26 protein-coding genes, 1 rRNA gene and 1 other annotated feature are annotated in these 24,904 nt (G+C 36.1%); of the genes, 8 read left to right on the plus strand and 19 right to left on the minus strand.

Annotated features, from left to right (window positions below; translation table 11 throughout):
• Positions 1 to 165 (minus strand) — a sequence feature (23S ribosomal RNA rRNA prediction is too short).
• 172 nt (positions 166 to 337) lie between these two features.
• Together BTM29_RS00010 and BTM29_RS00015 are read right to left on the minus strand one after the other, a co-directional pair.
• Positions 338 to 1,914 (minus strand): 16S ribosomal RNA (locus BTM29_RS00010).
• Positions 1,915 to 2,256: 342 nt separating this feature from the next.
• Complete coding sequence (locus tag BTM29_RS00015) at positions 2,257 to 2,631, minus strand: CvfD/Ygs/GSP13 family RNA-binding post-transcriptional regulator (protein ID WP_076613494.1); 375 nt, start codon at positions 2,629 to 2,631, stop codon at positions 2,257 to 2,259.
• A 78-nt stretch (positions 2,632 to 2,709) separates the two neighbouring features.
• On the opposite strand from BTM29_RS00015, the gene BTM29_RS00020 reads away from it, so the two are divergent.
• Both BTM29_RS00020 and BTM29_RS00025 read left to right on the plus strand, forming a co-directional pair.
• Positions 2,710 to 3,702, plus strand: a complete 993-nt coding sequence (locus tag BTM29_RS00020; protein WP_076613495.1) for an NAD(P)/FAD-dependent oxidoreductase — start codon at positions 2,710 to 2,712, stop codon at positions 3,700 to 3,702.
• Positions 3,703 to 3,798: 96 nt separating this feature from the next.
• Entirely contained in the window at positions 3,799 to 4,446 is a 648-nt protein-coding gene (locus BTM29_RS00025) for a DedA family protein (RefSeq protein ID WP_076618546.1), read from the plus strand.
• Positions 4,447 to 4,461: 15 nt separating this feature from the next.
• On the opposite strand, the gene BTM29_RS00030 is transcribed toward BTM29_RS00025, so the two are convergent.
• The 6 genes from BTM29_RS00030 to BTM29_RS00055 are packed head-to-tail and all read right to left on the minus strand — an operon-like array spanning position 4,462 to position 8,747.
• Positions 4,462 to 5,067, minus strand: coding sequence for a TIGR01906 family membrane protein (locus BTM29_RS00030; RefSeq protein ID WP_076613496.1), 606 nt, complete (start codon positions 5,065 to 5,067; stop codon positions 4,462 to 4,464).
• Positions 5,060 to 5,839, minus strand: a complete 780-nt coding sequence (locus BTM29_RS00035) for a TIGR01457 family HAD-type hydrolase (RefSeq protein WP_076613497.1) — start codon at positions 5,837 to 5,839, stop codon at positions 5,060 to 5,062. The genes BTM29_RS00030 and BTM29_RS00035 overlap by 8 nt, the downstream gene beginning before the upstream one ends.
• The gene (locus BTM29_RS00040; RefSeq protein WP_076613498.1) at positions 5,836 to 6,393 is read right to left on the minus strand and encodes a YutD family protein; all 558 of its coding nucleotides are present in this window, start codon (positions 6,391 to 6,393) and stop codon (positions 5,836 to 5,838) included. The genes BTM29_RS00035 and BTM29_RS00040 overlap by 4 nt, the downstream gene beginning before the upstream one ends.
• 25 nt (positions 6,394 to 6,418) lie before the next feature.
• Positions 6,419 to 7,792: a bifunctional metallophosphatase/5'-nucleotidase gene (locus BTM29_RS00045; RefSeq protein ID WP_076613499.1), complete on the minus strand. Its 1,374-nt coding sequence runs from the start codon at positions 7,790 to 7,792 to the stop codon at positions 6,419 to 6,421.
• A gap of 8 nt (positions 7,793 to 7,800) precedes the next feature.
• Positions 7,801 to 8,412, minus strand: coding sequence for a metallophosphoesterase (locus BTM29_RS00050; protein ID WP_076613500.1), 612 nt, complete (start codon positions 8,410 to 8,412; stop codon positions 7,801 to 7,803).
• Positions 8,412 to 8,747 carry a hypothetical protein gene (locus BTM29_RS00055; protein ID WP_076613501.1) on the minus strand — a complete coding sequence of 112 codons (336 nt, stop codon included), beginning with the start codon at positions 8,745 to 8,747 and terminating at the stop codon, positions 8,412 to 8,414. Before BTM29_RS00055 ends, BTM29_RS00050 begins: the two co-directional genes overlap by 1 nt.
• Before the next feature lie 102 nt (positions 8,748 to 8,849).
• Here BTM29_RS00055 and BTM29_RS00060 point away from each other — a divergent pair, with 102 nt between their 5' ends.
• The 4 genes from BTM29_RS00060 (at position 8,850) to BTM29_RS00075 (ending at position 14,983) form a co-directional block, all read left to right on the plus strand.
• Positions 8,850 to 10,274 (plus strand): glycerophosphodiester phosphodiesterase, encoded by a 1,425-nt coding sequence (locus BTM29_RS00060; RefSeq protein WP_076613502.1) that lies wholly within the window; start codon positions 8,850 to 8,852, stop codon positions 10,272 to 10,274.
• Positions 10,275 to 10,341: 67 nt separating this feature from the next.
• Positions 10,342 to 11,739 carry a dipeptidase PepV gene (gene pepV, locus BTM29_RS00065; protein ID WP_076613503.1) on the plus strand — a complete coding sequence of 466 codons (1,398 nt, stop codon included), beginning with the start codon at positions 10,342 to 10,344 and terminating at the stop codon, positions 11,737 to 11,739.
• Between the two features lie 117 nt (positions 11,740 to 11,856).
• Complete coding sequence (locus tag BTM29_RS00070; protein ID WP_076613504.1) at positions 11,857 to 14,592, plus strand: transglycosylase domain-containing protein; 2,736 nt, start codon at positions 11,857 to 11,859, stop codon at positions 14,590 to 14,592.
• 91 nt (positions 14,593 to 14,683) lie between these two features.
• The gene (locus BTM29_RS00075) at positions 14,684 to 14,983 is read left to right on the plus strand and encodes a hypothetical protein (protein WP_076613505.1); all 300 of its coding nucleotides are present in this window, start codon (positions 14,684 to 14,686) and stop codon (positions 14,981 to 14,983) included.
• A gap of 108 nt (positions 14,984 to 15,091) precedes the next feature.
• On the opposite strand, the gene ccpA is transcribed toward BTM29_RS00075, so the two are convergent.
• Entirely contained in the window at positions 15,092 to 16,093 is a 1,002-nt protein-coding gene (gene ccpA / locus BTM29_RS00080; RefSeq protein ID WP_076613506.1) for a catabolite control protein A, read from the minus strand.
• 167 nt (positions 16,094 to 16,260) lie between these two features.
• Here ccpA and BTM29_RS00085 point away from each other — a divergent pair, with 167 nt between their 5' ends.
• Positions 16,261 to 17,361 carry a M24 family metallopeptidase gene (locus BTM29_RS00085; RefSeq protein ID WP_076613507.1) on the plus strand — a complete coding sequence of 367 codons (1,101 nt, stop codon included), beginning with the start codon at positions 16,261 to 16,263 and terminating at the stop codon, positions 17,359 to 17,361.
• Positions 17,362 to 17,417: 56 nt separating this feature from the next.
• On the opposite strand, the gene BTM29_RS00090 is transcribed toward BTM29_RS00085, so the two are convergent.
• The 4 genes from BTM29_RS00090 to murI all read right to left on the minus strand — a co-directional run bounded on the left by BTM29_RS00090 (position 17,418) and on the right by murI (position 19,691).
• Positions 17,418 to 17,804: a YtxH domain-containing protein gene (locus tag BTM29_RS00090; RefSeq protein WP_076613508.1), complete on the minus strand. Its 387-nt coding sequence runs from the start codon at positions 17,802 to 17,804 to the stop codon at positions 17,418 to 17,420.
• Between the two features lie 3 nt (positions 17,805 to 17,807).
• Positions 17,808 to 18,215 carry a DUF948 domain-containing protein gene (locus BTM29_RS00095; protein ID WP_076613509.1) on the minus strand — a complete coding sequence of 136 codons (408 nt, stop codon included), beginning with the start codon at positions 18,213 to 18,215 and terminating at the stop codon, positions 17,808 to 17,810.
• A 67-nt stretch (positions 18,216 to 18,282) separates the two neighbouring features.
• Complete coding sequence (locus BTM29_RS00100; protein ID WP_076613510.1) at positions 18,283 to 18,882, minus strand: XTP/dITP diphosphatase; 600 nt, start codon at positions 18,880 to 18,882, stop codon at positions 18,283 to 18,285.
• Positions 18,879 to 19,691, minus strand: coding sequence for a glutamate racemase (gene murI, locus BTM29_RS00105; RefSeq protein WP_076613511.1), 813 nt, complete (start codon positions 19,689 to 19,691; stop codon positions 18,879 to 18,881). Before murI ends, BTM29_RS00100 begins: the two co-directional genes overlap by 4 nt.
• A 126-nt stretch (positions 19,692 to 19,817) precedes the next feature.
• Between murI and BTM29_RS00110 the strand changes: the two genes are divergently transcribed.
• A complete protein-coding gene (locus BTM29_RS00110) occupies positions 19,818 to 20,306 on the plus strand; it encodes a DUF2507 domain-containing protein (RefSeq protein WP_083685879.1) in 489 nt (162 codons plus the stop codon).
• Between the two features lie 74 nt (positions 20,307 to 20,380).
• Here the strand turns inward: BTM29_RS00110 and trxA are convergent, their stop codons facing one another.
• The 6 genes from trxA to BTM29_RS00140 form a co-directional block, all read right to left on the minus strand.
• Entirely contained in the window at positions 20,381 to 20,692 is a 312-nt protein-coding gene (trxA, locus tag BTM29_RS00115) for a thioredoxin (protein WP_076613512.1), read from the minus strand.
• 76 nt (positions 20,693 to 20,768) lie between these two features.
• Positions 20,769 to 23,120, minus strand: a complete 2,352-nt coding sequence (locus tag BTM29_RS00120; protein WP_076613513.1) for an endonuclease MutS2 — start codon at positions 23,118 to 23,120, stop codon at positions 20,769 to 20,771.
• Positions 23,121 to 23,214: 94 nt separating this feature from the next.
• The gene (locus BTM29_RS00125) at positions 23,215 to 23,748 is read right to left on the minus strand and encodes a CvpA family protein (protein ID WP_076613514.1); all 534 of its coding nucleotides are present in this window, start codon (positions 23,746 to 23,748) and stop codon (positions 23,215 to 23,217) included.
• Between the two features lie 108 nt (positions 23,749 to 23,856).
• On the minus strand, positions 23,857 to 24,165 hold the full coding sequence (locus tag BTM29_RS00130; protein ID WP_076613515.1) for a DUF1292 domain-containing protein: 309 nt from the start codon (positions 24,163 to 24,165) through the stop codon (positions 23,857 to 23,859).
• A gap of 35 nt (positions 24,166 to 24,200) precedes the next feature.
• Positions 24,201 to 24,635 carry a Holliday junction resolvase RuvX gene (ruvX, locus tag BTM29_RS00135; protein ID WP_076613516.1) on the minus strand — a complete coding sequence of 145 codons (435 nt, stop codon included), beginning with the start codon at positions 24,633 to 24,635 and terminating at the stop codon, positions 24,201 to 24,203.
• Positions 24,635 to 24,892 (minus strand): IreB family regulatory phosphoprotein, encoded by a 258-nt coding sequence (locus BTM29_RS00140; protein WP_076613517.1) that lies wholly within the window; start codon positions 24,890 to 24,892, stop codon positions 24,635 to 24,637. Before BTM29_RS00140 ends, ruvX begins: the two co-directional genes overlap by 1 nt.
• Positions 24,893 to 24,904 lie beyond the last annotated feature (12 nt).

A 24,904-nucleotide genomic window follows, 5' to 3' on the forward strand; every position in this document is an offset into this window, starting at 1 on the left:
GTATTCACATACAAGTAATCATCCATTACGATGATTGGGTTCCCCCATTCGGAAATCCCCGGATCAAAGCTTACTTACAGCTCCCCGAGGCATATCGTTGTTAGTTACGTCCTTCATCGGCTCCTAGTGCCTAGGCATCCACCGTGCGCCCTTTATAACTTAACCTTGACAAAATATGACTTGCGTCATTTTTATCGCGCAGTTTTCGGTGTTTCTTTAATTCATAATATTACTTAATATCCAGTTTTCAAGGTACGAGTTGAGAGATTATAGACCTCTCAAAACTAAACAAAGTTTTAACTTGTGTATTCCGTAGTGCTTTCGCACTTATCCTTAGAAAGGAGGTGATCCAGCCGCAGGTTCTCCTACGGCTACCTTGTTACGACTTCACCCTAATCATTTGTCCCACCTTAGACGGTTAGCTCCTAATAAAAGGTTACCCCACCGGCTTTGGGTGTTACAAACTCTCATGGTGTGACGGGCGGTGTGTACAAGGCCCGGGAACGTATTCACCGCGGCATGCTGATCCGCGATTACTAGCGATTCCAGCTTCATGTAGGCGAGTTGCAGCCTACAATCCGAACTGAGATCGGTTTTAAGTGATTTGCTTACCCTCGCGAGTTCGCAGCACGTTGTACCGACCATTGTAGCACGTGTGTAGCCCAGGTCATAAGGGGCATGATGATTTGACGTCGTCCCCACCTTCCTCCGGTTTGTCACCGGCAGTCTCACTAGAGTGCCCAACTGAATGCTGGCAACTAGTAATAAGGGTTGCGCTCGTTGCGGGACTTAACCCAACATCTCACGACACGAGCTGACGACAACCATGCACCACCTGTATCCATGTCCCCGAAGGGAAAGACTAATCTCTTAGCTTTTCATGGTATGTCAAGACCTGGTAAGGTTCTTCGCGTTGCTTCGAATTAAACCACATGCTCCACCGCTTGTGCGGGCCCCCGTCAATTCCTTTGAGTTTCAACCTTGCGGTCGTACTCCCCAGGCGGAGTGCTTAATGCGTTAGCTGCAGCACTGAAGGGCGGAAACCCTCCAACACTTAGCACTCATCGTTTACGGCGTGGACTACCAGGGTATCTAATCCTGTTTGCTACCCACGCTTTCGAACCTCAGCGTCAGTTACAGACCAGAGAGCCGCCTTCGCCACTGGTGTTCTTCCATATATCTACGCATTCCACCGCTACACATGGAGTTCCACTCTCCTCTTCTGCACTCAAGTTTACCAGTTTCCGATGCACTTCCTCGGTTGAGCCGAGGGCTTTCACATCAGACTTAATAAACCGCCTACGCTCGCTTTACGCCCAATAAATCCGGACAACGCTTGCCACCTACGTATTACCGCGGCTGCTGGCACGTAGTTAGCCGTGGCTTTCTGGTTGAATACCGTCAATACGTGAACAGTTACTCTCACGCATGTTCTTCTTCAACAACAGAGTTTTACGATCCGAAAACCTTCTTCACTCACGCGGCGTTGCTCCATCAGACTTTCGTCCATTGTGGAAGATTCCCTACTGCTGCCTCCCGTAGGAGTTTGGGCCGTGTCTCAGTCCCAATGTGGCCGATTACCCTCTCAGGTCGGCTACGTATCACGGTCTTGGTGAGCCATTACCTCACCAACTAACTAATACGCCGCGGGTCCATCCTAAAGTGATAGCAAAACCATCTTTTAAACATAAACCATGTGGTAAATGTTGTTATGCGGTATTAGCACTTGTTTCCAAATGTTATCCCCCACTTTAGGGCAGGTTACCCACGTGTTACTCACCCATCCGCCGCTCACTCAAATGTTTTATCATTTTGGTGCAAGCACCAAAAATCAAAAACCAGAGTTCGCTCGACTTGCATGTATTAGGCACGCCGCCAGCGTTCGTCCTGAGCCAGGATCAAACTCTCATATTAAAAGTTTGTGACTCAAAAATTAAAAACTAGCGAACATTGACTTCGTCAATGTTTCTTGTTACTTTGTTACAAATTAACCTTAATTAAAAGGCCTACACAATTGATTGTTAAAACTTTGTTCAGTTTTCAAAGGTCTACTGTCTGTCAAGAAGTGAACTTCTTAACAAGCGACTCAATTATCTTATCAAGTAGTCAACTATAAGTCAAGAACTTTTTAAAATAATTTTTCAATGTCTATCGAGTTGGAAGCTCTCAAGACGTTGTCGCCGTTGCACTGTCGCAACAACAAGTAATATATTACCAATCACAATAGATGTATGCAACCCTTTTTGCGAAAAAAGTTCATTTTTTTTGTTTTTCCTTTGAAATCTCACTCATAGCGCTGTTTATCCAGCGTCCTTTTTCACGCTTAATCGTCCTATATCCTATCTCATCTTTGTAATTCGTCCAAAAATGCTTATGAAGAATCGGTCGTCCTATCTTTTTATTATGCAATGCTCGAATGGATAAGCTAATTTTGTCATTGTATTCATCAATACCCATGACGATTACATCTATCTTGTTTCCAACTTGATAACTATTATCTATATTAGAAACAAAGCCATGCTTTAATTCAGAGATATGAATTAAACCTTGTTTACCATTACTTAGATTCACAAATACTCCATATGGTTGAATCCCGGAAATCTCTCCAGAGATTTTATCTCCTATTTTCATAATTTCCTCCTTTAACTTTATATTCAATCTATGCAACAATATATTGTAACAGATTATATAACAGAAACTGGTGACAATATGAATGAAACAACTTATGACATTACAATTATTGGTGGCGGACCTGCGGGGATATTCTCAGCATACTTCGCTCGCCTTAGAAAGTTGAACGTTGCTTTAATAGAAAGTTTACCTAAACTTGGTGGACAGCCTGAAACTCTTTATGCACAAAAGAACATCTACGATGTAGCTGGGCTACCTAAGATATCCGGTACTCAGCTATCTGATCAACTTATCCAGCAGTTGCATTTCTTGGACTGTGATGAGTATCTTAATACTTCAGTAACTAAACTTACTAGAAAAGACGATTTATGGGAGATTACTACTACTAAAGACACCATATACACCAAAGCTGTCATAATCGCTATTGGTAACGGAGCTTTTGAACCTAGGAAGCTTACTTTCGAATACGATAAGGCAATCGAGAAAAACAATCTTAGATATTTTGTTAATGATATAGAAGAATTCCGCAATAAAGACGTGGTCGTTGCTGGTGGAGGTGATTCAGCAGTTGACTGGGCAATAAGTTTAAATAACGTCTCTAACAAAACTTCCCTAATACATAGAAGAAACAAATATCGCGCTATGGAATCCAGCGTTGATGAATTGAATGATTCCTCTGTAGAACAACTTAATCCTTATATTATCAAAAACGTGACATTCAACTCAACTAATCCCGATAAAATAGATATTACACTAAAAATGATCAAATCTGATGAGGTTAAGATAATCACTGCTGATAAGTTACTAGTTAATTATGGTTTCATCTCTGATTCTAAAATTCTTCGTGATTGGAATATTGACTTGACCGGTCCATTCATCAAAGTTGATCAAGAAATGGAAACTAATTTACCAAATGTATTTGCCATAGGTGATATCGTATCTTATCCTGGAAAACTTCAATTGATCACCACATCATTTGCTGAGGGACCTATTGCCGTCACAAAGGCGCTTCGTAATTTATATCCTGACAAGGATTATTTCCAACACAGTACATCATTATTTGAAAAATAATTTTAAGATTACTCTACAATTTAAAGTTATTTTAAGCTAAGCTGGTATAATGAAGTTTAATTTGAAAAATTTGGAGTTGATTGATTGAGTTACGTAATGGGTCTGATCGACTTTATTCTGCACATTGATAGTCACATGGTCAATATCGTGAATAATTTCGGAATCTGGACATATCTTATACTATTTCTAATCATATTCATTGAAACTGGGGTTGTTATACTTCCCTTCTTACCTGGAGATTCACTAATATTTGCTGCAATGGCCTTAGCTGCTAATCCTCAGTATGGATTATCAAGCATTGGATTGTTCTTCTTGTTCTTTGTTGCCGCGGTTCTAGGTGATTCTATGAATTATGAGATTGGAGAACATTTTGGCGAATTTGCGACGAATAACCGGTATTTAAGTAAGCTGATAAATAAGGAACATCTGGATGAGGCACATTCCTTCTTTGAAAAGCACGGTGGAAAGACTATTGCCATTGGTCGTTTCATACCATTGATCAGAACATTTGTACCTTTTGTTGCTGGTAGTGGTACCATGCACTACAGAAAATTCTTAGAGTTCAACATGCTAGGAGCCTTTTTATGGGTTCTTGTATGTTCTCTAGCTGGACATCTTTTTGGAAACATTCCAGCTGTTCAAGAGCATTTTTCAATGATTATCATCGGAATAGTAATTGTTTCATTGATTCCAATTTTAATTACTGCTTTGAAAAATCGTAAGAAAAAATCTACTGAAAACTAAAAAAAGGCTAGGACATTATGTCCTGGCCTTTTTTATATACTTCCAAATATTCAAACCTTCAAATAAAACAAAAAATAGTACAAAACATTGCGTGAAAAATTCCTCTGGCAATATATTAATTACTGGATCTTTGTCAGGGTCAAATAGCCAATCGCTATTTCTAAACAGTACTTCATGAAATACTACAAAGAAACCATCGAAATCAACTGCCATCAAAATGGCTAAAATAACCCCACCTATCGCGATATACTTGAATACCGGTTTAAAATATATCCGCTTTTGTCTTTGAAACCACAGATAAATACCTGAACCTATGAGAACCCCAAAATTCAGCATGAAGAGTTTCTTGCAATCCTCAAAGTGTATTCTTCCGGCAAGTGACGATTGAAAGTCGTCCAGTTTGAAAGTCCCATTAAATGGGTTGATCAAATAATTCATCATCTGATTATAATTATGCATAATTGCACCAAAACTCATATTGACTGCTTGTTCTAAATAATAATGTTTTATAGCAAAGAAAAACAATCCATAACTTGCAAAAATAGTCACAGTGATTGAAAGAGTCAAAATAAAAAGTGCCAATATAACTGTATAAAAAGTATCCTTTTGAAAATTAGACATCCCACTGATCTAGACTTTCTACTTGATATGTAGGCTTTATTGTCTGATTATCGATATCATCGTGCGTACTTACGCCTGTATAAACCAACAGTGTATCCAAATCAGCGTTGATCCCACATTTAATATCAGTATTATAGTTATCACCAACCATTATTGCTGTTTTAGGGTCAAATCCCTTAACTGATACAGCAAAGTCAACGATATCTGGTTCTGGTTTACCGATATACTTAGCTTTTTGTTGTGTTGAGGTTTCAACTAATGAAATTACTGAACCAGCTCCAGGAACTAGTCCACGTTCATTAGGTAAATTAGTATCTGCGTTAGTTCCGATGAAAAAAGCACCACGTTTGATAGCCAAAGTAGCTAGTTCAAACTTGTGATATGTAACGTCATAATCCAAGCCAACAATCACTACATCTGGGTTGGTTTCGTTTAGATTGATACCAGTACCAAAAATAGCACTCTTTAATCCATATTCACCAACAACATAAGCGGAATGGTTTGAAACATCATCTTCAAACATATTCTTCACATATGCAGCAGTTGCTAAAGATGGAGTGATCACTTGATTTGCTTTTGCCGTGATCAAATGATTATTGGTTAAATTATCAGCTACTTGCTGTGGTGTTTTAGTAGTGTTGTTAGTTAAAAAATAATAATCGAGGCCATTGGCGTTGAGATTATCAATAAAAGTTTTTGCTTCTGGAATCCTATCTTTTCCTCGATACATAGTTCCATCTAAATCAATTAGATACGTTTGATACTTTTTCATTTGCTTTTTTCACCTATTTTTCTAATTTTAAAGTTTCTTGTCTTTGTTGACCCAGTTGCCTTTTTATTATGGCTAACTGGACGTTTTTTATTGTGAGTAGTGTTGTTGGCACTACTATTAGTATTATTCTTATGGATCGAACGAATTTTCCCAGTTTTAACATGATTTTGAGAATTTCTTTTGTGGGATTGATTCTTACGTTGCTTTTTCTCTGGAGCTTTTTTATCTTTCTCTAAGATAAAATAAGCACAGCCAAAATTACAATACTCAATCAAATAATCTTCCAAATGAGAAATCCTATTGTCTATGCCGCTCTCTTTTCTCACATCTTCATAAAATCCTTTAAATCTAAGTTGATCATATCCCCAATCACCAACGATAAAATCATATTTCTCTAAGACAGTATTGTAGCGTTCCTCAATTTTTTCACGATCAAAACCGTCATCGTGATTTTCTACCAAATGATACTTTTCACCATTAATAGTTACTAAGTTATCAGTCAAAACACTAACTTGTGCCTGTTTAACTACTTCTTTTTCTTCAGTCTCTTGCATAAAATCACCTCACATCTTTACATATTTACATAGGATATTTCTTTTTCAGATAATCACCAAATACATTTCTCAAAAACTTTGGATATAGGATTTCATTGTTTCCAACGATTTCAATTGCGGGAAAATACGGTACGAAAAGATAATGATCTAACAATGCCAGCGTGTATTCTTTGTCCATTTGTAACTTTTCATTGTTAATGTAGACATTTCTCTTTTCATCGACCGTAATACCACGATAAACAAGTTCGCCAAATATTTTACCACGAAAACCCATGCCTTTTTGCTGATGACTACGTAAATATGGACGATTTTTCTCCATTTCCATAATCATCCACCAAATATCACTACCACGCATTGTAGTTTTCATTGCATGAATTGCATGTGGCAACATATCGTGCAAGTCCTTGGCTGTTACTTCGCCAGCTTTTAATCCTTTCAAAAATAACCCAGAGCTCAAAATCCCAGCATCTGCTTTTGTATAATCAATGATTGCATCAAGTCCAGTTTGAATCACCGCGTTCTCATCATGCAGATCTAGTGTTAAATCATTAGGTATTCTAGCAATTTTTTGGGCTGATAATAATGCATTCCCAGTGTCCAATTGCTTCTCTATCCAAGCTTTATCTCCAGGTGATTCTGGTAAGTCAGAAGTCTTTTGTGTTCTGGCATATTTACTTATCACTTTTTTATTGTCATCTATAGTCAGTTCAATGGAACCGACATAATATCCATATTTACCTGCTGCTGCTAATAATACACCATCATCCATCTCTCCATTTTTAAACAGATGATGGGTATGTGAACCTATTATCACGTCAATATCTTGATACTTACTAGCAATCAGTCGATCCATTGAAACTCCCAAATGTGACAATAAAACAATCACATCACATTTTTCGTTTTTTAGTTCACCCAGCCACTTTGGTAACATCTCCTGTACCAAATGAATATCCCAATCGACTAAAGGGTAGGTTAAAATAAAGGGTGCAGTAAGTCCCAAGATTCCAATTTTACTATGCTTTTTAGTCTCAATTATCAAGTATGGCTTAGCAAATCTTGCCAGTTCATGACTATTTTTTTCGTATAGATTACCCAAGACAACTGGAAAATTAGCATTATCGTATAGATGCTCTAAAATTTCATGGCTATTACCTAGACCTTCATTATTTCCAACTGTAGCGGCATCATAATGTAATGAATTCAACCAAGAAATATTGGCTTGGCCATCACTGGCCTCGGTCAGTGGATGTGCTCTATCCATTGCATCCCCAATATCAAATAAGTAGAATTCATCTTCAGTATGTTTTTTGCGATTGTCATCAATGTATCGTTTGATTTTTGGAAAATTTTCAAAATGAGAATGTAGATCGTTGGTATGCATAATCTTTATAGTTTCCATACAGATCCCTACTTTCTATTTAATTCCGCTATATCAGCCTTTTTCTTATCATACATCTCTAAAATCTCTTCCCCACGTAATGGAGAACCCCATGGTAAATCTTCAGATAAGTAATCACGTTCTGGAGCATCCACTCCTACATTTATATTCTCTGCAATGGGAACACTGTAATGATGAATATGTCCATGAAGATTAATAATCTTATCGACTTTCCCTAGAAGCATTGGATAATGTGTACAGTAGAATTGATGATGATCAAACTTCAATAATGATCCAACATCCTCAAAGCTATATTTAAGCTTTCCATCTGGCATTTCTGGATTTCTTTTAGATATAAACTTGAAGAGTTCACGATAATCGTGATTTCCTTTGATCAAAACAATATGTCCATTCAACTGTTTGAGCATCGCATATGTATCCTCATTAGTAGGAGTATTTTGAGGGCGCATTGAAATATCACCTAAATGATAAACAGTATCATTTTCGTCAACTCGTTTATTCCATGCGTCAATCATAGCCTGATTCATTTGATCAACATCGCCAAAATGTCTGGGCGCAAAATTATTTGGTTCCAGTAATTGATAATGATAAAAATGTGTATCCGCGATGAAGTAATTCATTATTTTGCCTGGTCTTCCTTTGAAATGATTTTATTTGCCTTTAAAATATCACTAAAAGCCTCAGAAATTTTCCCTTGAGGTTTCTCCCATTCCACCCACTGATCCATTTCCATTGGTGGAATAGTATAATTCTCATTGATGTAATTCTCGTAAACGATCACAGCTGATGAATGAGGAATATTAAGTTTTAAAATTCTAACCTCCTGAATAAATCCTAGTTCAGCAGCCTTTTCAGCACGTCCATTCATTAGAACATTTGCCATTTCATAATATTTTGTGCCATCATTACGTGTAATCTGTTCAATTATATCAAGTGTTAATTTCTCATCATCCATATTTATTCCTCACAATTATTACTATTTATTCAGTACATCTAGTATATAATACCAGAGAATGAAACATCGCTAATAAGCCTCATTATATAGGGAGTTGTTTAAATGAATCCAAAAAATTCCATTTTAAAAGTTTTACTAGTTTGTTGTGTCTTCTTTTTTGCCAGTGGTTTTTCAGTTATTGGACACAGAGGGGATCCCATTAAGGCACCTGAAGAAACATTTCAAAGTTTTGATACTGCTTTTTCAGAGGGAGCTGATTATGTTGAACTAGATTTGCACGTTTCAAAGGATAATGTCTTGGTAGTATCACATGACAAAAATTTGGAACGAGTTACTGGTACCGCAGATATCGTTTCTCAGCATAACTTTTCTGAACTAAGCCAATTGACTCAAAAAAATGGTGAACCAATTCATAGTTTGGATCAAGTTTTTGAACATTATAAAAACAATCCTAAAGCTAAGTTCCTAATCGAAACTAAGAAGACTAGTAAAGGTAATCCACAAAACATGGAGTCGTTACTAAAAGAGTGTATTGATAAATACAATATGCAAAGTCGTGTAATGTTTCACTCCTTTTCAACAAAGAGTTTGCAAAATGAAGCTGAATTGATGCCAGACATCCCCAGAATATTTATTGCCGGAACTATTAAACGAGTCAATTTTGATGTTCTCTCATATGTTACTGGGGTCAACCTTTCATCAAAAATAATAACTCCAGAGGTTATTAACACTCTTCATTATATGGGAAAATCTGTTTATGTTTGGGATGAAATGAACGAAAGTCCCAAAAAATGGAATACTTTGGTAAATATGCCAATTGATGGTGTCGTAACTAATTATCCCGCGACTGGTAATGAGTATCGTAAGTTAAAAGATAAGTCTAAGAGTAAAACGCTCAATCAAAATGTCTACTATGTTAATAACAAAGATGAACCTATTTATGAGAATCCCTATCGTTTGATCAAAACTGACAAGGTCGTTCACCCAATGGATGGATACCATATTACAAATATCATTAAATTCAAGGGTAAGGAATATGTCCAGCTAGGAGAAAATCAATTCGCCAATTCTAGTGGATTCACTCCTGATTATGAATTAGGTGAAGTCGGGTCATACTTTGGTGCAAAGGCCATTTACCGTGATCAACAACCAAATAATTATTTGTATAAGGATCCTACTTCATCAAAGATTATCGGCAGAATGTCTGATAACGACTCTGAAAGAATCCAGTCTGTTAAAAAGTCTGGTTCAAACGTATGGCTCAAAGTCCGTAATGGATGGATCAAGTCACAATATGTATTGATTCAATTAACCGACAAGAATTATTATGGTAATACTAGTAAATTAAGTTATTATAATTTACCTGAAAATCAAAGATACAAAAATATTGATCTATTACAAAACTTGGAAGCATGGAAAATGTCTGATAATGCTGAAGATCTAAATACTGATTTATTGAGAGATTATCCAAATTCTAATCTCCTCTTTCCTATGAAAATCGAAAGCGATTCCATAAATCACATCTAGGTCAATTAGCTTATCTTTACAACGTTTGGTAGAATAGATAAAAACTTCGTGTGGAGGTCACACATATATGTCTATAGATTGGGAAAAAGAAGTTGCTCATCGTTCAGATGAACTAATTAATGATTTAACTGAATTGGTAAGCATTGATAGTCAAAGGGATATCGAACATAAAACAAGCGAATATCCGCTTGGAGTTGGACCAGCCGAGGCTCTGCAAACATTTTTAAATTTCGCTAACAGAGATGGTCTCAAAACAAAGAATGTGGATAACTTAGCCGGCCGTATCGAATTTGGTGATGGTGACGAGATGATCGGTATACTTGCTCACGTTGATGTCGTACCAGGTGGACCGGGCTGGAATACAGATTCTTTTACCCCAGTTATTAAAGACGGTAACCTATACGCCCGTGGAGCTGCTGATGATAAGGGCCCTGCTTTAGCATCATATTATGCTTTAAAAATCATCAAGGAATTAAAACTTCCTACAACTAAAAAAGCTCATCTTATTCTTGGTACTGACGAGGAAAGTGAATGGGTAGGAATGAACCATTATATGGAAAAGGAAACTATGCCAGAAACTGGCTTCTCACCTGATGGGGAATTCCCAGCTATAAATGGTGAAAAAGGTATCGTTTCATTCATACTTGACTTTCCTAAACCAAGTGTTGGACTAGTTACTAAATTCAATGCAGGAATCAGACCTAACATGGTGCCTCAAATAGCTAGTGCTGAATTAAACTTAGAATTTGGGGATATCGACGAAATTAAATCTGCTTTTAGTAAATTTATTAATGAATTTACTGATATCAAAGGGAAAATCAGCGTTGATGACTCTATCGCAAATATTGAAATAACTGGTAAAGGTGCCCATGCCATGGAACCTTTCAATGGGATAAATGCCGCAACTTATTTAGCCACATTCCTAAATAAATTGGACTTAAATGATAGTCAAAAATTGTATTTTAGCTTTATTGCTAACAGTTTGCATCTTGATTTTGCTGGAGCAAAACTAGGCATCCAAAATACTGATGACGTCATGGGATCTTTGACAATGACACCTGATATCTTCACCTTTGACGATACCAAATCTACAATACTGCTCAACATTCGTTATCCAAAGGGTGACACTGGGGAAACATTAACTGAAAAGATCAATTCTGCCCTACCCGACGGTGTCAGTGCCTCAATTGATGGTCACAATCAATTACCACACTTTGTCGATGCAAATGATCCATTAATTAAAGCACTAGTTGGTGCATATTTTGATCACACTGGTGACGATACAAAACCATTCACAGTTGGTGGTGGAACATATGGACGTATCCTAAAACACGGAGTTGCCTTTGGTGCAATGTATCCAGGCGATGAAAATGTTATGCATCAACCTAATGAATATATCAATATTGACAAGCTATTAAAGGCAACGGCCATATACGCTGACGCCATATATCGTTTAATCAAATAGTCTATCGAGAAAGTTCTCCGGAAGCATATTTCCTCAGAACTTTTTTGTTTTTGTCCCGATAATAGTTTTTTATTATATAATTGGGGTATGTAACTTTTTAAAGGGGTTTATCTAAAAGTGAAAAATTTATGGAATAATATTGTCTCCGGCTTTAAAAGTATCAAGAGCTGGTCAGACTTTGCTAGTAAAGCTAATCTAACAATCGAAATAATTCGACGAATCATACTCTACATTATTGCAGGTGCACTTATCATGTTGAGCTTGGCAGTTGGACTTGGAATGGGTTATGTTTCTTCTTTGACAAGCCAAGTTGATGTACCAACTAAACATGAGATGAAATCGGAGCTTAGAGATGTTAATAACTCCACATCATTGTATTTTGCAAATGATCAAAAAGTCGAGAATCTTCAAAAGGACTTAACTGGTACGAGTGTACCTTTGTCAGAAATGTCACCTTATTTAAAAAAAGCCATTGTCTCAACTGAAGATAGCGACTTTTATCGACACAAAGGTGTGGTCCCTAAGTCTATTTTTAGAGCCATAATTTCTGACGTTACTGGTATCGGTGCCCAAACTGGTGGATCTACTTTGACACAACAAACTGTCAAAATGCAGATGCTTTCGTCTGAAACCACCTGGAAACGTAAAGCTGTTGAAATATTCTTAGCTATGCGTGTCGATAAATACTTCACCAAAGACGAAATCTTACAAGATTATTTGAATGCAGCTACTTTCGGTAGTAACAATAAAGGTCAAAATATCCAAGGTGTTCAAGCCGCAGCAAAGGGTTTGTTTGGTAAGAACGCCGCAGATTTGAATTTGGCAGAATCTGCCTTTATCGCTGGCCTTCCACAAAGTCCTTCAATTTACACACCATATTCTACTGATGGTAAATTAAAGAGTGATTATAGTCTTGGTCTAAAACGTAAGAACGTTGTTCTTTATCGAATGTACCGAGATGAACAAATAACTGAATCTCAATATAATTCAGCCAAGAAGTTTGATCTTGCTAGTGACTTCCAAAAACCTGCTAAGATCAAAAATAAGACCATCAAGTATGGCTATGTTTATAACCTACTAACTGAACAAGCTAGAACAATCTTGATCAAGCGTTTAGCCAAAGCAGATGGACTTAAGTACAGTGTCGTTAAAAACGATGAGAATCTTTATGATAAGTACTACGAACAAGCAGATACTGAGCTTCACAACAAGAACTATCGTGTAGATAGTACTATTGATAAGAATCTATATATTGCTATGAACGAACAAACTCAAGCATACAAGTCTAATCTTGGTACTACACATAACAGTACTGCTACAGATCCTAATACTGGTAAAACCATCAAAGTTTCAGAACCAGTCCAAAATGGATCTGTCCTTCTAGATAACAAAACCGGACAAGTTCTATCATTTGTCGGTGGTGTTAATTTCAAGAAATCTCAAACTAATCATGCCTTTGACACTAAGAGATCTCCTGGTTCATCCATCAAGCCTTTGATTACTTTTGGACCAGCAATTGAAAATGGATTAATTGGATCTCAGACAATGCTAGCTGACTTTAAGACTAAGTATAAGGGCTATTCACCTACTGACTATGGAGCAACTATTCAAAATAGATTTGTTTCTGCTCGTGAGACCCTAGAAGAGTCATATAACATCCCTTCTGTTAATCTTTATAACTACATCAGGACTCAAGGTGTAGACTCAAGTAAATACATGTCTAATATGGGAATTAATTTATCTCAAAAGGAATACGGACAATTAGGTATCACATTAGGTGGTACAGCTACTGGTGTCACAGTCCTTCAACAAGCTAGTGCCTTTTCTACCTTTGCAAATAAAGGTGAACATGTTAATCCTTATGTTGTCAGCAAGATAACTGATCCATCTGGTAAAACTATCTACGCTCACAAAAAAGCTAAGAAACATGTCTTTTCAAAACAAACTTCATATATCATCAAGAATATGCTTCACGGAGTTGTTACAAAAGGTACTGCTTCTGCAGTTTCATATGAATCAAACTTCAATACTAAAAACCTTTTTGGTAAAACTGGTACATCTAATGATTACCGTGATAACTGGTTTATCGCTAGTACTGATGGTGTTACTTTGGCATCTTGGATTGGTTATGATAACTTTTATAGTCACAATTACAACTTGGGAAGTAATTCTACTGATCTTAACCAAGAACTTTGGACCAAGATGGCAAATGCCGTTTACTCTGAGGATCCTGGAGTAATGAACGTAAATAAGAAATTCAACAAGCCTTATGGTGTTAAGAGTTATAAAGTAGACAAAGAGACTGGTACTAAGACTGGTACTGTCGGGTACAATGGGGTTACAACCACCGTTGATCAAAATACAACTAACTCGCTATATTACAAAGGTAGTCCAAAACAGATGTCCTACAGTAACTTTGCAATCGGTGGAAAAGCTAAGAACTATAAGCTATTCTGGGATAATTACTTTGGACAAAGTAACGGGTACGCACAAGTCACTACCGTTGGAGATAATGCCAAGACTAGTGATGAATTGGCTTCCGAAAATGGTAGCGGACGTACTTCAGGATTCAGTAATAGTACAAACAGCAGTGACTCTTCAGACGTCACTACTAACACTTCTACTTCAACAACAAACAATACAAATAATTCAACAACCACAAACGGTACATCTGAAACAGGTACTGGATCAGGGTCCGGTTCAGGATCTGGATCTGGTAATTCTGATTCTGCTTCAGCAGAATCAACCGATACTAAGGTATCTGACACAGCCGATACTGTAACTACCGGTACTGGTGCTACTACAACCGATAAAGTATCTGGTGGTAATAGTAGTGAAGTTGTTGCTGAATAATTACTAAAAAAGCCAAATCCGCATGGATTTGGCTTTTTTGATTACTATGATAGACTGGTTATATTATTAATTTTTAGTCAAGGAGAATTATATGTACTTTAGTCCAGGCTTCTTACAAAACTCACTATATATTGTTGCTATACTATTGATTATTACAACAACTCTTGTATTTATTTATAAAGTAAAACATGGCATAGGACCTTTTGATAGATTATTTGCTCTATCGGTTATTATGTTAATTAACATATTGTATTCAATCCTACAAGGATTCATCAATCTTCCTTATATGCTAAGTACAATAATCACTGGTGGATTATCATTGATTGCATTTGGATATGTTGTCATTATTTTAGTTGATCTATATAAACAAAGATCCACTAAAACTAAATAGAGTGTTCAGTTTTTGTTTATAAGCCCAAAAGGCCAGCATTTACGCATGTAAATGCTGGCCTTTTGGGCTTTATATTGAGGAAATTATGTTATGGCACCGCTGTAATAATTATCTAGTAGATTCTCTTTTAACGATTGAATATGGCAATTTGATAGTATTTTCATCTATTGCTTCTTGATTCATCATCTTAGTTAATAGTCTCATAGCAACAGCACCTATATCATATAGAGGTTCTTCGATTGAACTCATCTTGGGTCTAGTAACTTCACAAAGAATAGTGTCATTACTTGTGATGATCTCAAAATCATCTGGGACTTTGATTCCAGATTTCATGGCTGAATTCAATAATCCAGATGCCAATAAGTCCTCTGATACATATGCAGCTGTAGCACCACTGTTTTTAACAGCATCCCATATAGCTTCACCGGCTCTAACTGAGTATTCTGCTTCAAAAACTAAGTTTGAACTGAAGTTGATATGTGCTTTTTTCAAAGCTTTCTTATATCCATCAAGACGGAATTTACCATCAATTGGGTTTTCAAGACTACCACCTACAAAGGCAATCTTTTTGTGTCCATTTTGAATAAGTTGATTTACAACACTATTTACTGCGTCTGCAAAATCAATATTTACACTTGCTGTCTCATTGTTCTTATCAACTGAACCTGCCAAAACGATTGGGGTCTTTGAATTAGACAAATTACGTTTTAACTTTTTAGATAATTGCTTACCCATGTAAATCAAACCGTCAACTTGCTTTGAAAGCAAATTATTCAAGATTTGTTCTTCGTCTCCAACTGATTCTTGTAAGCTAGTTAAAATGATATTGTACTTATACATTGATGCAACATCATCAATTCCTTTAGCAAGGGATGCATAATACAAGTCAGTTATATCAGGCAAAATAACACCGATCGTTGTACTTTTTTTGCTAGCAAGTCCACGAGCTACTGCATTGGGGCGATAATTCAATCGATCAATTACTTCAAGAACTCTTTTTCTAGTTTCTTCTTTAACATTTGCATTTCCATTGACAACACGAGAAATAGTTGCCATAGAAACATTAGCAGCCTCGGCTACATCATATATTGTTACTACTTTTTTATCCATTTAATATCCACTCTCTCAAATTTTCATTTAGACAACTTTAATTTATCAAAAATTTTCACATTTTGCAAGCGGTTTCCACGTTATTGTTGTAAGTTTTCATACTTTTTCAAAAAGAAAACCGTTTTCAGTGATATACTTTAGACAAAATTGTAAAGGAGACTTTTTTCATGAAGAAGCAACTATTAGAATTACAAAACTATTTGGCTCAAAATAATTTGGATGTAGCCTATGTTTCAAGTCCAACAGATATAAACTATTTCACTGGATTCTATAGCGAACCTGAAGAAAGAATTTTAGCACTTTTAGTTTTCCCTGATAAAGATCCATTTATCTTTGCCCCTCAACTAGAAGTTGAAGCAGCCAAAAAGGCTGGTTGGGATAAGGATGTCTTCGGATACCTTGACCATGAGGATCCTTTCTCACTGATGGCTGGACATATTAAGGACTCTGTTGGATCCCCTATTAAGTGGTCACTTGAAAAGGATCACTTGTCAGTTGAAAAATTGGAATCTATAAAACAACAATTCCCAGACGCAACTTTCCCAGACAATTTGTCACGTTACATGGAAAATGCCAAACTGATTAAGACTGACGAAGAGATCAAACTTCTTGATGCCGCTGGTAAAGAAGCTGACTATGCTTTTGAAGTTGCTTTTAACGCAATAAAAAATGGACGTACTGAACAAGAGATCGTTGCCGAGATAGAATATGCAATGATGAAAAAAGGTGTCATGCATATGAGCTTTGACACTATCGTTCAAGCTGGTGCTAATGCTGCCAATCCACATGGTGGTCCAGAAAAGAATCCTATCGTACCAAATGAATTGATTTTATTTGATCTAGGTACAATTCATCAAGGATACATCTCTGATGCATCCAGAACAGTCGCATTTGGCAAACCTGATGACAAGGCACTAGACATCTATAAAGTTGACATAGAAGCTCAATATGCAGCAATGGATGCAGCAAAACCAGGAATTACCGCTGCTCAACTAGATAAAGTTGCCCGTGATGTTATCACAAAGGCCGGCTATGGTGAATACTTCATTCATAGACTTGGACATGGTATGGGTACTTCAGAGCATGAATTTCCATCAATCATGGAAGGTAATGATATGGTACTTAAACCCGGAATGTGCTTCTCTATTGAACCTGGAATCTATATTCCAAATGTTGCTGGAGTTAGAATCGAAGATTGCATTCACATCACTGAAGATGGTAACGAACCATTTACACACACTAGTAAAGAATTGAAATACATCGATTAATTAGTAAATAAAAAAAAGTACTCCTAAGAAATTATCTTGGGAGTACTTTTTTACCCTTAATCTTTATCTGTTGAATCATCTTCATCAAAATTCTCTGAAGCACCACTAGTTGCATCGGTATCAACATTCAAATCATCAGCAGTTTTTTTATCTGATGATTCTAAATCATCCTCATCAAAAATAATATCTGATGCATCTTCGTCTTCACGAAGTTTGTCTGCAGTGGATTTCATTTGTTCTTTCAATGCATCGGTTTTCTCATTAAAGTTATTTACGATGTTATCTTTATCGGCAAAACCTATTCCACCATTATTGAAATCCCCACGAATAGTCTTAATATTCTCTAGTACACTTTGACCTGACTCACTAGTCAAGTACTTTGATACAGCATAACCAGCTGCACTACCCAAAACTATTCCAAGTAAAAATTGATTGTTCTTCATAATTTATCTCTTCTTTCTTGGCATAAACTTGGCCAATGTTTTAACAATTGTTGCGGCGTTACCAACTGTCAAAATGTTTTGTAGACCAAAGCCTGTGTTAGGTTTTTCTGCTGTAGCATTGGCAGTTTTCTTACCAATGTTCTCTACAGTATCGAACAATGGATTAAGCTTGCTTGACTTACTATTAACATCGTCCATCAATGTATTAGTTTTGTCTACCAACTGATTAGTTTGATCCATAATATTGTCAGTATTCTTTGATAAAACTTCAACCATCTTAGTTGTCTCTTTTATTGTATCCTGCAATTCGTTCAACAGCTTTGCCGTTGAAACTAGCATCTTAGCCAAGTACAATACCAAAACTACAAAAGCTAGTGCAGCAATCAATCCAGCAATTTGTCCCAGTGTCATAGTAGAACCTCCTTATAAACTCTTCGTTTTCTTCATATTAGCATTATACCAATAATGCTTCAATTATTTACCAAATAATCCAGTTAGGATACTCTTTTTCCAGTTTTTCTATAGCACGACCTCTATGACTTATTTGATTCTTTTGATCCATTGTTAATTGAGCCATAGTTTTCTTCTTCTCAGGTAAGTAAAACAACGGATCATAACCAAATCCATTGTCGCCTTCCGGAATCGTACCGATCAATCCCTTTACTTCACCCTCAACAACTAAGTCATCGTCATTTTTAGGATTAGAGAATACCAAAGTTGAAACGAACCTAGCTGTACGTTTCTCCATTGGGACACCACCTAGTTCAGACAACAATTTGGCATTATTAGCTGCATCGTTGTGATCTCCAGCGTAACGTGCTGAATAGATGCCTGGTTGACCAAATAATTCATCAACTTGTAAACCAGAATCATCAGCAATAGTTGGTAAGTTAAATTCCCTCATTACTGCATGTGCCTTTAATTTGGCATTTTCTTCAAAGCTTTGACCATTCTCCTTAATATCAGAGAATTCTGGGAAATCCAACAGAGTTTGGATAACAAATTCTGTTTTATCAAATATTTTTTCAAATTCTTTAGCCTTATTAGGGTTCTTTGTCGCAATAATTATTTTTTTCATTTATTTTCTCCAAGATTAACTAAACTTATCTCATCAATTTTTGTACCAGCAAGCCACTCTTTAGACAAACGTTTGAACTCATCAATTCCACCAGTTGCATGCAATCTAATATCTGAATCCTTAGTATCTGTTAACATATCATTCATTCTAAGATAGTCTCTAACATATGAGACGGTTTCAATTCCTGAATCAACCAAAGTTATCTCATTGCCTAAAGCTTCAACAATCTGAGATCTAAGCATTGGAAAATGTGTACATCCCAAAACTAAAGTATCATACTTGTTATTAAGGAATGGCTTCAATGTATCTGTAATAAGTTCTTGGGCCTGTTTTGTTTCAGCTTCGTCATTTTCCACAATCGAAACAAATTCTTGAGCAGGCACCCCTAAAACATTAATATTAGGATCAATATCATCAATAGCCTTGCTGTAACTCTTTGAATTAATCGTTGCCTTTGTACCAATAACTCCGACATTATTAGTCTTAGTATCTCGGCTAGCTGTTATTGCACCGGGCTCTATAACCCCAAACATGGGAATAGAAAATTCTTTTTTTAGAGTAGGTAAGGCATTTGCTGTAGCTGTATTACAAGCATAGATAATTACTTTTACATCTTGAGAAATCAAATACTTAACAAGTTCACGTGTGTACTCGATAATTTGTTCCTTAGTTTTCAATCCATAAGGCATCCTAGCCTCATCACCAATAAAAACAATATCTTCATTAGACATTTGTTTAATGACTTCTTTTGTGACTGTTAAACCGCCTAATCCTGAATCTAATAGGCCAATTGGTCTTTTATCGCTCATAAATGCACCCTCTATTTTATAAAATTATATTTTAAATGAAATTTCTTATGTTCTACATTGTACAATAGCTTAAAAACCTAATAGTCTAATGATATAATAAATTGTCTAGAAAAAGGAGCTAAAATAATGGCTGCAAAATCAAAAGGTACTAATGAACCAAAGTTAACTGACATCCCTGATGTTTTAAAACCAGGTCAAGATGGTGAAAATGTTGACGGGTTAACTGAAAGTTATTTTGCTGTTTCAGTACTCCGTGATTTCGTTCTCCCCGATTTGTTGGATAAAGATACTGTAGAACTACTGTATTGGGCTGGTAAGAATCTCAGTAGGCAATTGATTCTTGACATGCAAAGTCTCCCAGAATTGTTCACAAAAGCTGGATTTGGTGATTTGAATATCACTAAGCAAACAAAAGACAGCTATCAATATACACTGAGCGGTCCTGAAGTAGCACAGCGTTTCAATGTAAACAACGACAATCCTGAGTTCTCGCTTGAAACCGGAATAATCACCGAAACTGTCGAAAAAACTATTGAGGCTTTCTGTTTAGGCACATATACTGTCAACAGCAAAGCAAAGAGTGTTTCAATTAAAGTACAAATTGATCGAAACTAAAGTTTACAACAAAAAAGATGCTTAAGCAAAACCGCTTAAGCATCTTTTTTTGTGCAACATTTTTGGCTAATCTTCTAGTCTGTATAACCGTCCAAAATTTTAGCAAGTTGAGCTTTACTGTGGAAACCTGTCAACTTATCAACAACTTCGCCATCTTTTTTGATAACTAGTGTTGGAATTGCCATAATTCCAAATGATTCTGGAGTCTTTGGATTAGCATCAACATCCATCTTTGTAAACTTAACTGCATCATTTTCTTCTGATAGTTCTTCGATAACTGGTGATTGCATACGACATGGACCACACCATGTAGCCCAAAAATCAGTAATTACAACGCCATCTTTTGTTTCTTCTTCGAATTCTTTATCTGTTAATTCATCAACCATAAAATCACTCCTCTTTTACTCTGTCTAAGAAATATTATCACTTTTAAGTAGTTCTAGGAAATATTTTGTTTTGCAATTACAAGTCCACGATCGTAGCTCCAGAACCACCAGAACTTGCTGGTGCATAGCCAAATGACTTAACCCGTGGATTACTTTGTAGGTATTTAGTAACACCCTTTCTGATGACTCCAGTACCAAAGCCATGCACAATAGTAACTTGATTATAACCAGACAACAATGCTGAATCAATATATGAATCTAGCTCAGTCATTGCCTCTTCATAACGTTTACCACGAAGATCTAGTTTACTAGAAAGTCCTGAACTCTTGGTTCTTCTAACCATTGTCTTTTTGGTTTCTTCTTCAGGTTTAGCATCCGTCTTCTCCAAATCGTTCCCATCAAACTTCATCTTCAAAATACCCAATTGGACTTCAAATTGACCATTTTTATCCTTACGTACGATCGTTCCAAATTGTCCATATGTCAAAACTTTAACTTCATCGCCAACTTTAAGCTCTTGTCTGTGTTTATTACGTTTCAAGACTTTATTTTTCTTAACTGTTTCATCTTGATGTAGATTTTTCAATCCAGTTTTAGCTGAGATAATCTGATCTTCTTTAACAGCAATACCAGATTGTTCAAGCTTACGTAAACGATCGATGATTTTATCTGATTCCTTACGGGATTTTGAAACTATCTGATTAGCACGAACCTTAGCAGCTTGAAGTTCTGATTCCTTAGAGTTATCTAACTCAACTTGTTTATGCTCATAATTATCCTGAATTTCTTTGTTCTTGGCTAATTGTTCTTTTAGATCTTCGTTTTTCTTTTCAAATTCCTTACGACGATTCTCCAAGTCAGTGATCATATTATTCAGATCTTGGCTTTCACCACTCATCAAACTTTGACCACGTTCAACTACTTCTTTATCCATACCCAATCTAGCAGCAATATTAAAGGCATTACTAGAACCTGGGATACCAATCAATAATCGATAAGTAGGTTTTAGAGATTTCTCGTCAAACTCCATACTTGCATTGATAGTATCCTCGGTATTATATGCAAAGACCTTCAATTCTGGATAGTGAGTCGTTGCCATTATGACACAATGAGATTTGGCAAGTTTCTCAAGAATAGCAATCGCAATTGCGGCACCTTCTTGAGGATCTGTACCAGCTCCAAGTTCATCGATCAATACCAAACTACGATCTGAAACTTTACGAATAATATTAATAATATTATCCATATGAGATGAAAAGGTACTTAAATTCTGCTCAATTGATTGTTCATCACCAATATCCACGAATATCTCATCAAATACAGCAATCTGACTTTCTTCACGTGCTGGAATAAATAATCCAGCCTGTGCCATCGCTTGTAGTAATCCTAACGTCTTCATGGTAATAGTCTTACCACCAGTATTAGGACCTGTTATTAGCATCGTCTTAAAGTCGTCACCAATTGTAATATCATTAGCCACTACTTGATCAGGGTTAATCAAAGGATGTTTGGCATTCTTCATATCAACAACGTGATTCTTAGATATTATTGGCTCAGTGGCCTTAATTTCTTTTGCATATTTGGCCTTAGCATTAATCAAGTCAAATTGGCCTAATACTTCATTGTTCTTAACGATATCATCAATTTCTGGTCGAACTAAATCTGATAATTCGTTAAGAATCCTAATTTCTTCTAATTTCTCAGATGTTTGCATATCATGTAAGCGATTGTTAAGCCCTACAACAGCTTCTGGCTCAATATAAAGTGTTTGTCCACTAGCACTCTGATCGTGAACCACACCGCCAAATTTGTGGCGGTATTCGGTTTTAACAGGTACAACGAATCTATCATCACGTAATGTAACAATTGATTCAGTCAAAAACTTAGTATTATTCCCACGAACATACTTGTCCATAGAATTACGAATTTGTTCGTTTAAGCGCCCAATTTGTTCACGAATATACTTCAAGTCCTCAGAAGCCGTATCCAACACTTTACCAGTGTCATCAACAGACTTAGTAATCCTATTAGTTAAAGTTGGATTATCAATCAGATTTTCGTTTAATTCATACAATTGACGAAGATCGATCTGATCATCTTTTAGTTTTTCAAAGAATTCTTTTAATTCACTAGTATTTTTTAGAACTTCACCTATTGAAGCCAGTTCGGTTCCATTTAAATTTCCATCTTTTTTAAGACGATTAGCTTGATCATGCAGATCAGCCAATTTTCTAACTGGAATTTCACCCTTGATTCGAACAATATCCATGCCATCTTTAGTCTGATCAATTAATCGTTGCACAATTGACTCAACTGACATTGGCATAAGCTTTTTCAAAAGGGTATTCCCACGTGATGTTATTAGATATTTGGCAATTTCTGTCTTGATCTTACCAAATTCCAAAACATTTAAAGCTTTATTATTCATAACTTCTCCCTATTATTATTAATAATCACATCAAGTTTATTTTAATAATAAATAAGGCTGAAACAAAATAATTTGTCTCAGCCCATTTATTATTTTATATCCATAAACCTGTCATCATTGATGTCAATCCTGGCGTATAACGAATCATTATTGACGCCATAAATGAATGTTGCAATGCATTTTGAATACCATCAACCGGAATCATTGCCAATAATAAAAGGACCATAAACATAGTCACATAAGTAACTACTAATCCTAATATTCCCCCACTCAATAGATTAATATCATTGAACATTGGATAATAAGTCAGTCTCTTAAAGTAAAGACCAACAAAACGAACTATTATCCAACCAATAAAACAGATAAAGATAAATGCGAAAGCACGATAAAATGCATTATCCAATTCCATTCCAACTTTAGTTGAAAAGAAGGCAAACTCACTTCCTAAACTGGCAGATGGGTATGGAACTATCATTTCAAATTTTGGACCCAAAGCTTTGAAGGAAACTAGAGCAATCACAAAAAAGATTGCATATCCAACTGTAAAAAATGCTTGCATAACTAGGCCACGTCGGGCACCAACGTAAAACCCATAGGCTAACAACAAAATAAGTAACAGACTTAGCATTATATCCCCTTACACATTCTCTTTACTAAAAGCAGTATTTCTCACAACTATAACAGAAAATCACAAACCATGAATCAACAAATAATTGATCCATGGTTAATTTATAAACTATTGATCTTGACCGTCATCAGCTGTGAAAGTATTCAAAACCTCTTGAACCATATCCCATTCTTCTTCGTCTTCGATTGGAAGAAGATCACCGGCTGTAACATCACCGTTTGCATCTGGTTCAAATGAATATGCTTGAAGTTCTACTTCATCAGAATCTTCATCATTTTTAGGGTATAAGAAAACATATGATTTTTGGTAATCTTCAGAATCGAAGGTAAACAAAATCTTGTATGTCTCTTTATTACCTTGGTCGTCACTTAATGTAACTTCATCCAAATCCTTTGGTGATTCTGGATTTTCATTCATAATCGTCACCTCAATTTAGTTGCTGTTTCTTGCAACTATTCCTTCGTTAACTTGCCTTTTGCATCAAGATAATTTTGTAAAATCATCTCTGCAGCAATTTTATCAATAACTTTTTTTCTTTTCATACGTGAAACATTCGCTTCATCAATTAACATACGTTCTGCCTGAACAGTAGTCAATCTTTCGTCTATAAAGTCTACTGGTAGGTTAAATCTATCAACCACCATCTTACCGTATTCACGAGATTTCTCTACTCTTGGGCCTTCTGTATTATTCATATTCTTAGGAAGACCAATAACAATCCCTGTTGGTTTTTTATCATCGATAATTTCACCTAGACGATCCAAGCCAAACTCTTCCTTGTCCTCATTAATACGGATGATCTCAACACCCTGAGCGGTCCATCCCAATAGGTCACTTGCGGCTACACCGACAGTTCTGGAACCAACGTCTAATCCCAATAAGCGCATTATTTATCTTGATTGAGATAACTTTTAACTAATTCTTCGATTATCTCGTCTCTTTCGTGTTTTAAGATTAGATTTCTCGCATCATTGTGACGCGGAATATAGGCAGGATCACCAGACAATAAGTATCCAACAATTTGATTAATTGGATTATAACCTTTTTCCTCTAGTGATTGATAAACACTTTGTAATGTTTCTTTGACGTCCTTGCCTTTGTTTTCATTAAAATCAAAACTCATTGTTTTATCAAGTGAACTCATGGCAAACCTCCA

The sequence above is a fragment of the Companilactobacillus allii genome, from assembly GCF_001971585.1.
GTDB classification, from domain to species: domain Bacteria; phylum Bacillota; class Bacilli; order Lactobacillales; family Lactobacillaceae; genus Companilactobacillus; species Companilactobacillus allii.